Here is an 8,193-nt window from a genome sequence, read left to right as displayed (position 1 = left end):
GTTCTTTTTCCAGCCCTGGATTCGATTTTCAGTTTAGCAAACATTTTAGAATCTGCAGATAAAAAGGTTGGATCGTTAATGTCTGGAAATAATGGCGGAAAACGAAATAACATCTTTAAAATTGGGATTAAGTAATAAATTTAAAAAAATGATGGGTAATTTTCTTCCAAACTAATCGAATTTTCATAAATATAATTTTACTGGAAAGTACTTCTTTCTAAACCAAAATGCCAAATTGACTAATGCGATAAGGGCAGGTACTTCTACCAAAGGGCCAATAACTCCTGCAAATGCCTGTCCTGAATTGATCCCAAATACACCAATTGCTACTGCGATCGCCAATTCAAAGTTGTTTCCTGTTGCGGTAAAGGCAATTGAAGTAGACTTGGAGTAATCAGCGCCAAAATAACGCCCTGCAAAAAAGCTAACGACAAACATGATGGAGAAATAGATCACCAAAGGAATTGCGATTCTTACCACATCCAAAGGAATTTGAACAATGAGTTTACCTTTTAAGCTAAACATCACCACGATCGTAAAGAGCAATGCGACCAGCGTAATTGGCGAGATCAGTGGTACAAATTTGTTTTGAAACCATTCTTCTCCTTTAAGTGCCATCAATGCATATCTGCTGATCACGCCCATTGCAAAAGGAATTCCCAAATAAACACCCACGCTTTTGGCAATTTCTGAAATGGTGATATTTACGTCCTGGCTTGGAAAGCCAAAATACGGAGGAAGAACAGTAATGAAGATATAGGCAAAAACACTGTATAGAAATACCTGAAAAATACTATTTAGCGCAATTAATCCGGCGGCATACTCGCGGTTTCCTTCGGCTAGTTCATTCCAAACGACAACCATTGCAATACATCTGGCAAGGCCAATCAGGATGAGGCCAATCCTATATTCAGGATAGTCCCTTAAAAAAGTAATCGCTAAAAAGAACATTAATAATGGGCCAATTACCCAATTTAAGACTAATGAAACGCTTAAAACCTTGGTATCTTTAAATACCTTGCCCATTTGCTCATACTTAACTTTGGCAAGAGGTGGGTACATCATTAAAATTAGACCAATGGCAAGCGGAACATTTGTTGTTCCGCTTGAAAAGGAATTGATAAAATTGGCTGATGAAGGCATAAAATAGCCCAGGGTCACGCCAATACCCATAGCTATGAATATCCAAAGCGTTAGATAACGATCTAAAAAACCAAGTTGTTTTCGTTCAGCGGCGGGCGTACAATAATTTGCAGACATGTTAATGCTTTAAGTTTTCATTCGCAAAGTTTTGAGCGTATTTCCTGATCATTTCCCTGACTTCGCGAAACTGTTCCATGATTTCTTCTTCGCTGCCTTTTGCTTTAGCAGGATCAGGAAAGTTGTAATGCAGCTTAACCGCATTGGTCTGGAAATAAGGACAACTCTCTTTTGCATTGTCACATACAGTAATCACAAAATCAAAATCGATATTGGTGTATTCGTTAACATTGTTCGAAGTATGGTCGGAAATGTCGATTCCGTCTCTTTTCATGATCTCAATTGCCCTCGGATTAATACCATGTGTTTCTATGCCCGCACTATAAATTTCTGCCTGATCTCCGGCAAAAAACCTCAAATAACCTTCTGCAATCTGGCTTCTGCAACTATTTCCGGTGCATAATACTAATACATTTTTCATCTGTTTTATATTTTAACAACAGCCAGAGCCGGGTTCACACATTTGATCTGTGCTCGCAAGATTTATCGTCTGCAGTTTCGGTTTCAGCGTGGCCTCTTTATTCACACCTGGTGTGCAGCATTCCTCATCGGTATCAGTTGTGCCACAACTTCCACCTCTTCCAATAGCTTTACACTGAACGGCATCAGGACGCAAATCGATAATCAGGTTTTCTCCAGAGATCAGAAAGTTATTTGGAAACATTTGTCTGGTATCAAATTGAGAATTTCCAAATTCAATTTTAACAGTACCAACCGGATTTAAAGGAAGTGATTTCTCTACAAGGTTAACAATAGATAAAGCTTTACTTACTTTCATGGCTCTATCTTGTTCCTCCCCTTCTGGCTCCCACAATTGGACAATGATCTCGGTCCAGCTATTTATAACGCCGCCACAGTCTACTGATACAATCGGAGCTTGTTTTATTTCGGTGATGTGATAGGAAACATCCACCCATTTGTCTTCTGCGTATTGAAATTGCAACGTCAAGTCTGGATGTTGTTCTAATGTTTCTTTAAAGGTTTTCCAGTTAATTGCTTCTGTTTTATCCATGATTTTAAATTCTGTTTATGATGATTATAATTTTAGATTCCTTCTATAGTATTATTGCAATATTACGATACATTTGATCAAATTTTTTTAGCAGCAATCTGCTTTGAAGTTGTACGTACCAAAGAAGCCTGAAAGCTGTTTTTCCAGATCTTTCCAAACTACCGGGTTTATACAATAGCAAACAGACACACCTTCAATTGTACCTTGAATTAAGCCTGCTGTTTTCAATTCTTTTAAATGTTGTGAGATTGTGGCCTGTGCTAATCCCAATTCTTCCACCAAATCGCCACAAATACAGGCATTAGATTTAATAATCTGTTGTAAGATGGCTATTCTGGCAGGATGGGCAATAGCTTTCAGTAAAGTGGAAAGCCTGTTTTGCTCTTCGGTGAATATTTCTGATTTTGTAAGTCCCATAATTTTGTATCGCAATATTACGATACGTTATTGTATTATCCAAATCCTAGGGGTTAAACTTTATCAAAATGATATTTTTATTACTGCAAAAAGATTATTTCGCTGGAATCTGCTCCATTAACCATTTTGAAATGTCATGAGCTGCTTTATCATTCTCAAAATCCGATGGTAACCTGCCATTCGTATATTCATTGTACAACCAAGGATCTCCTACAGCTACAACCGTTCCTTTTCCGTATTTGGTGATGGCCATAATAACAGCATTATCCTTATTTTTCAAACCGGCATAAGCTGCGCCAGTAACCGAAATGGAACAAACATCTTTCATGAAAATCTTGCGGCTGGTCTTAAAGATTGGGTCATTCTTGATTTCTATGGCACCATCCTCAAAATGATCATCATTAATCACATGATTTTGAAGATCATCATTAAAATGAAGCCCGAATTTCCCTGCTAACTGATTAAAGTGAGGCAGTTCTACATTGGCACTATCATTCGCAAGTAAAAACAGCACACCTCCGGATTTCACCCATTTAACAATTTCAAGGATATCTTTCTTTTCAATGTAGTTAGGGCTTGGGCTCTCTTTTTTGGTATCTGGATCAACGATAATATATACATCTGTATATTTCAAATTGGCAGCTGTTGGCGCGGCATCTAAAGACTTCAACTTTGCACCATTGCCGGTAAAGGCCTTTCCCAATATAGAAAATCCTGTACTCCCAGTATCTTCCCACATGTAATGAAACCTTTCCTTCTGGCCTGTTTTATTGTTTCTTACTTCATGATTAAAATGGTAATCGAGTGTTACAGTTTGTGCTGTTGAAGCAAAAGAAATTGAGGTCAAAAGTGCAAGGCTAAGCCAAAGTTTATGTTTCATTAGTTGTAGTTTTTTTTAAATATATACGTTTATTTTGTTTTTTTCGAATTCGCAGTATCCTATGTAAACAAAGTATCTCTAGACTAAACATCGTTCTGGATCTGATAAATGTTTAAACAACATTTATTTCCTTATTTTTCTCTAATATGCTTATCTTTAGCATTGATGGATAAGATAAGCAAGGAAATACCAATCCAAACACTTCACCTCTTCCCAGTTTTAGACACCTTACTCATAGAACTGCTTAACTCCTTACAAGAAAAGGAATGGCAACTTCCAACCATTGCTTCGCTTTGGACAGTAAAAGACATTGCCGCACATCTTCTGGACGGAAATATGCGCGCCCTCTCGGGGTCCCGGGATCAGCATTTCAATGCACCCTCCAAGCCATTCCACTCTTATACAGACCTCATCGTTTATCTAAACCAACAAAATGCAGAATGGATACAAGCAGCCAAAAGATTGAGTTCAAAACTCGTTACAAATCTCCTCCAAATTACAGGAGAACAGTACTATGCCTACTTAAGGACACTAAACCCATTTGATAAAGCCATTTCCCCTGTAGCTTGGGCTGGAGAAAGTCAATCAGAGAACTGGTTTCATATTGCCAGGGAATACACCGAAAAGTTTATCCATCAGCAACAAATCAGAGATGCGGTAAATAACCCTGGCCTCTTTACCAAAGAACTCTTCTATCCTTTTATAAAGACCTTAATGTATGCACTTCCATATACTTACCGCAATACACATGCACCAGAAGGGAGTATTGTAGAGGTTAGAATCACTGGTGAAGCAGGTGGACAATGGAGGATTATTAATACGGATTCTGGCTGGCAACAAACCGGCGAGACCAGTCAAATTCCAGATTCAACCTTGGTTATTGATCCTCAAACAGCATGGAAACTGTTCTCCAAAGGGATTTCACCAGCTCAGGCAAGCAAACACGTGAAAATTTTCGAAAACCAAGAACTTGGGAGTGTAGCCCTTCAAATGATATCTGTAATGGCCTGACCCTACCCCACCACCACCATCCCAATGACCGTTAAATCCCTGATTACAAAAGGAGGATCTTTTGACTCTCCCCACCTAAAAACCCAAACTTATTTACATCCGGAGAACCTTGTTATCAAAGCACTGGATGTCTTACTAGATCTTGATCTGGAATCACTACCTATCGTAGAACAAGACAAATGTATTGGAGTACTTTACACCAAAGATCTCATCTGGTTTTTGACCTTTAGCGCCCACCCATACAACCCTTTATATCATAAGTTTAATTTTGATATTAGAACAGCCATTTACACTATGAAAAAAAATGAGGAAATTGTTAGTCAGGATACACTATGTCTATCTGTTTAAAATTATAATTTATGTTTCCTATTTTTAGAAATCAGGAAATGGAACTTAAACTGGACGTCATTAGAATTACTTAATGTGAGCTTGATTTCCCTCCTACTTGGCGATAAAATACAGACCTTTAAACTTGGTATAAAAAACATATGTAAATGCAGTACAAAAAAGTTAATAATCTGTTAGGCTGGCTTTGTTTTGTCATCGCTTCGGTCACCTACATTTTAACCCTGGAGCCTTCAGTAAGTTTTTGGGATTGCGGTGAGTTTATTTCATGTGCTTATCGTTTACAAGTATCCCACCAACCAGGTTATCCTGTATTTGCTATGTTAGGCAAAATGTTCTCCTTACTCTCCCTGGGCGATCATACTAAGGTGCCTTATTTTACAAATATGGGTTCGGCAATAGCCAGCGGAGCAACCATTATGTTTTTGTTCTGGACCATAACTGCACTTGCAAAAAAATTGCTCCTTAATAAACGCGACGACGAGGTGGGCCAATCAAATCTCATCCTGATCATGGGATCTGGTTTAGTTGGCGCTTTAGCGTTTACCTATACCGATACGTTTTGGTTTTCGGCAGTTGAGACCATCGTATTTGCCTTATCGTCCATGTGTACTGCAATTGTATTCTGGGCCATATTAAAATGGGATGCCCATGCAGATGAACCCCGGGCTGATAAATGGCTGGTTTTCATCGCCTATATTATGGGTTTATCAATTGGTATACATCTGCTTAACTTACTAACCATTCCGGCTATAGCCATGGTTTACTTTTTCAGAAGGAGTAAAAAGATCACTATAAAAAATGGAATTCGGGCCTTTTTGACCAGCATTGTTATATTGGCTGTTGTGCAATATGGTATCAGGGGTTATACCGTTAAACTTGCCGCATACTTCGATCTTTTCTTTGTAAACTCACTTGGTTTAAGCTTCGGCACCGGCGCACTTTTCTTTATATTGTTGCTTATTGCAACAATTGTAGGGGGCATTGTGTACAGTATCCGGCATAAGAAACCAAAGCTTAACCTCGCACTGTTGTGTATCGCTTTCATCTATTTTGGTTACGGTTCTTTTGCTTATATACCAATCAGGGCCTCTGCAAATCCTCACTTAAACAATTCACATCCCGATAACGCATTTACATTATATGGTTACCTTAACCGCATCCAGTATGGAGAGAACCCCTTGCTAAAGGGCCCCTATTACGACGCTGATGTTATAGATCAAAAGCAAGGAGAGATTATTTACCGAAAAGGAAAAACACAATACGACAATGCCGGGAACAAAGTTGAATCGATCTATAATCATACTACTTTTTTACCCCGGATGTACAGTACAAGTGCACAAGATATTCAATTTTACAAAGATTGGCTCCAGATTTCAGGAGATAGAGCTCCAAACTTTAGCGATAATATACAATGGATGCTGAGCTGGCAGATGTACCAGATGTATTGGCGATACTTTTTATGGAATTTTGTTGGCCGTTATAATGATGCGGATGGACAAACCACCAAGGATGGCATTGATGGCAACTGGACAAGTGGTATTTTCGATGGCAATAAGCATTTACCAAAATCTGTGACCAATGGCATAACTTATGCTCCATTATATGCTCTGCCTTTAATTCTGGGCCTTATAGGGGCTATTTATCATGTTAAGCGTAAAAAGAAGGATGCCTTGGTGATCCTGTTACTTTTCTTTTTCACTGGCCTGGCTATTGTACTCTATGTGAATCAGCCTTCAGTGCAGCCAAGAGAAAGAGATTATTCCTATGTGGGTTCCTTTTATGCCTTTGCCATTTGGATAGGCCTCAGTGTACTCGCCATTGCTGAATTCGTCCGTACGTTTGCTAGCCCCAAAACCGCCGCTATTGGTTCCACTGTAATTTGCCTCTTGCTGGCTCCAATGGTACTCGTGGCTAAGGAGTGGAAAAGCCATGATCGTTCTACCAAGTGGGTTGCGCACGATATGGCCTATAACTACCTTATTTCTTGTCCGCCAAATGCTATTTTATTTACCTATGGTGATAATGACACTTATCCATTATGGTATGCACAGGAAGTAGAGAATATTAGACCGGATGTTCGTATTGTTAACCTGAGTCTTTTCGGAGCCGATTGGTATATCCACCAGATGCAGAAGGGAATGAACCAATCGGATCCCTTGCCGATCTCTATGCCTTACGACAAATATAAAGAAGGTGTTAGGGACGCCATTTACTACAATGACCAGAAAATTTCTGGGCCTGTAGAGTTAAAGGAAGTATTTGATTTTATAACATCTGATGATAAACAAGTCATGTTGCAATACCAAAGTGGTGATTATGGCAATTATCTGCCAACGAAAAACTTCAAAATTACTATAGATCCGGAAGAGGTTCTTAAAAATGGTGTGATTGCACCAGATCAGAAAAGTAAGCTCACCAAGAGCATGGAATGGCAGTATACATCAAACTATATCACCAAGGACAACCTGGCTATGCTTGATATATTGGTGCATAATAACTGGAAAAGACCGATTTGTTTTACCACAACAATGAATAGCGATAATTTTATTGGCTTACAGCCGTACTTATATAAAGAGGGTTTTGTGTATCACTTAATACCTTTTGAAAAAGATACCAAGCTTCAAAATCAGATGAGCAAAACAAATACCATGGTGATGTATAATACCGTGATGAACAAGTTCAGGTTTGGTAATTTTAAAAATGCACGTTATCTCGATCATGAATCCAGGTGGATGTATTATCCAGTGGTCACCTCAACTTTCATTGAACTCATGCAAGGCCTGATACAAGAAGGACATAATGACCTTGCTTTGAAAGCTTTGCATAAATATGATCAGGAAATGCCTGATATAGTACCCTATCTCGATGTAATAAGCCATAAACTTTTTTTAGCCGAACTGGCGTTCCAATTAAACGATATTACACTGGGCAATAAGCTGATAGACACTGCCGACACCTACATTATTGATCAATTGGAGTACAATTACAATTTATTAAACGGAAGTAAAAACAATGTAAATGTGCGTGATGTCCAGCTCAGTTTGCAATTTTTGAATGCTATGGTCGATTTCACCAAAGAAGGTAAACAAACTGTCATTTCCAATAAAATACAGGCACAGCTAAATGACTATATGAAGAAATTTGGTCCTATTTTCAACAGAAAGTAATAGCCACATTAAAATGTTTTAATGTCGATTGAAATATCTTTATAGCACATTATCTTTGAAAAAACACCAATTGTTTTTATAAAGCATATGTATCAAGG

8 protein-coding genes are annotated in these 8,193 nt (G+C 38.4%); 3 read left to right on the top strand and 5 right to left on the bottom strand.

Annotated elements, in window-relative coordinates; genetic code table 11:
- Positions 1–183: 183 nt before the first annotated feature.
- The 5 genes from arsB to DBR11_RS18915 all read right to left on the bottom strand — a co-directional run bounded on the left by arsB (position 184) and on the right by DBR11_RS18915 (position 3,569).
- Positions 184–1,260 (bottom strand): ACR3 family arsenite efflux transporter, encoded by a 1,077-nt coding sequence (arsB, locus tag DBR11_RS18935; RefSeq protein ID WP_108554197.1) that lies wholly within the window; start codon positions 1,258–1,260, stop codon positions 184–186.
- 1 nt (position 1,261) lies between these two features.
- Positions 1,262–1,681: an arsenate reductase ArsC gene (locus DBR11_RS18930; RefSeq protein WP_108554196.1), complete on the bottom strand. Its 420-nt coding sequence runs from the start codon at positions 1,679–1,681 to the stop codon at positions 1,262–1,264.
- A gap of 12 nt (positions 1,682–1,693) precedes the next feature.
- Positions 1,694–2,272 carry a DUF6428 family protein gene (locus DBR11_RS18925; RefSeq protein WP_108554195.1) on the bottom strand — a complete coding sequence of 193 codons (579 nt, stop codon included), beginning with the start codon at positions 2,270–2,272 and terminating at the stop codon, positions 1,694–1,696.
- An 87-nt stretch (positions 2,273–2,359) separates the two neighbouring features.
- The gene (locus DBR11_RS18920; protein ID WP_108554194.1) at positions 2,360–2,689 is read right to left on the bottom strand and encodes a helix-turn-helix transcriptional regulator; all 330 of its coding nucleotides are present in this window, start codon (positions 2,687–2,689) and stop codon (positions 2,360–2,362) included.
- A 94-nt stretch (positions 2,690–2,783) separates the two neighbouring features.
- Positions 2,784–3,569: a hypothetical protein gene (locus DBR11_RS18915; RefSeq protein ID WP_108554193.1), complete on the bottom strand. Its 786-nt coding sequence runs from the start codon at positions 3,567–3,569 to the stop codon at positions 2,784–2,786.
- Between the two features lie 165 nt (positions 3,570–3,734).
- Between DBR11_RS18915 and DBR11_RS18910 the strand changes: the two genes are divergently transcribed.
- The 3 genes from DBR11_RS18910 (at position 3,735) to DBR11_RS18900 (ending at position 8,095) form a co-directional block, all read left to right on the top strand.
- Positions 3,735–4,580: a maleylpyruvate isomerase N-terminal domain-containing protein gene (locus DBR11_RS18910; protein ID WP_233260825.1), complete on the top strand. Its 846-nt coding sequence runs from the start codon at positions 3,735–3,737 to the stop codon at positions 4,578–4,580.
- A 24-nt stretch (positions 4,581–4,604) separates the two neighbouring features.
- Positions 4,605–4,928, top strand: a complete 324-nt coding sequence (locus DBR11_RS18905) for a hypothetical protein (protein ID WP_108554192.1) — start codon at positions 4,605–4,607, stop codon at positions 4,926–4,928.
- A 146-nt stretch (positions 4,929–5,074) separates the two neighbouring features.
- Positions 5,075–8,095 (top strand): DUF2723 domain-containing protein, encoded by a 3,021-nt coding sequence (locus DBR11_RS18900; RefSeq protein ID WP_108554191.1) that lies wholly within the window; start codon positions 5,075–5,077, stop codon positions 8,093–8,095.
- The last annotated feature ends 98 nt before the right edge of the window (positions 8,096–8,193 follow it).

This window comes from Pedobacter sp. HMWF019, from assembly GCF_003061025.1.
Lineage (GTDB): Bacteria > Bacteroidota > Bacteroidia > Sphingobacteriales > Sphingobacteriaceae > Pedobacter.
The sequence above is the reverse complement of the archived record's forward strand: the minus strand, read 5'-3'. Positions and strand labels throughout refer to the sequence as shown.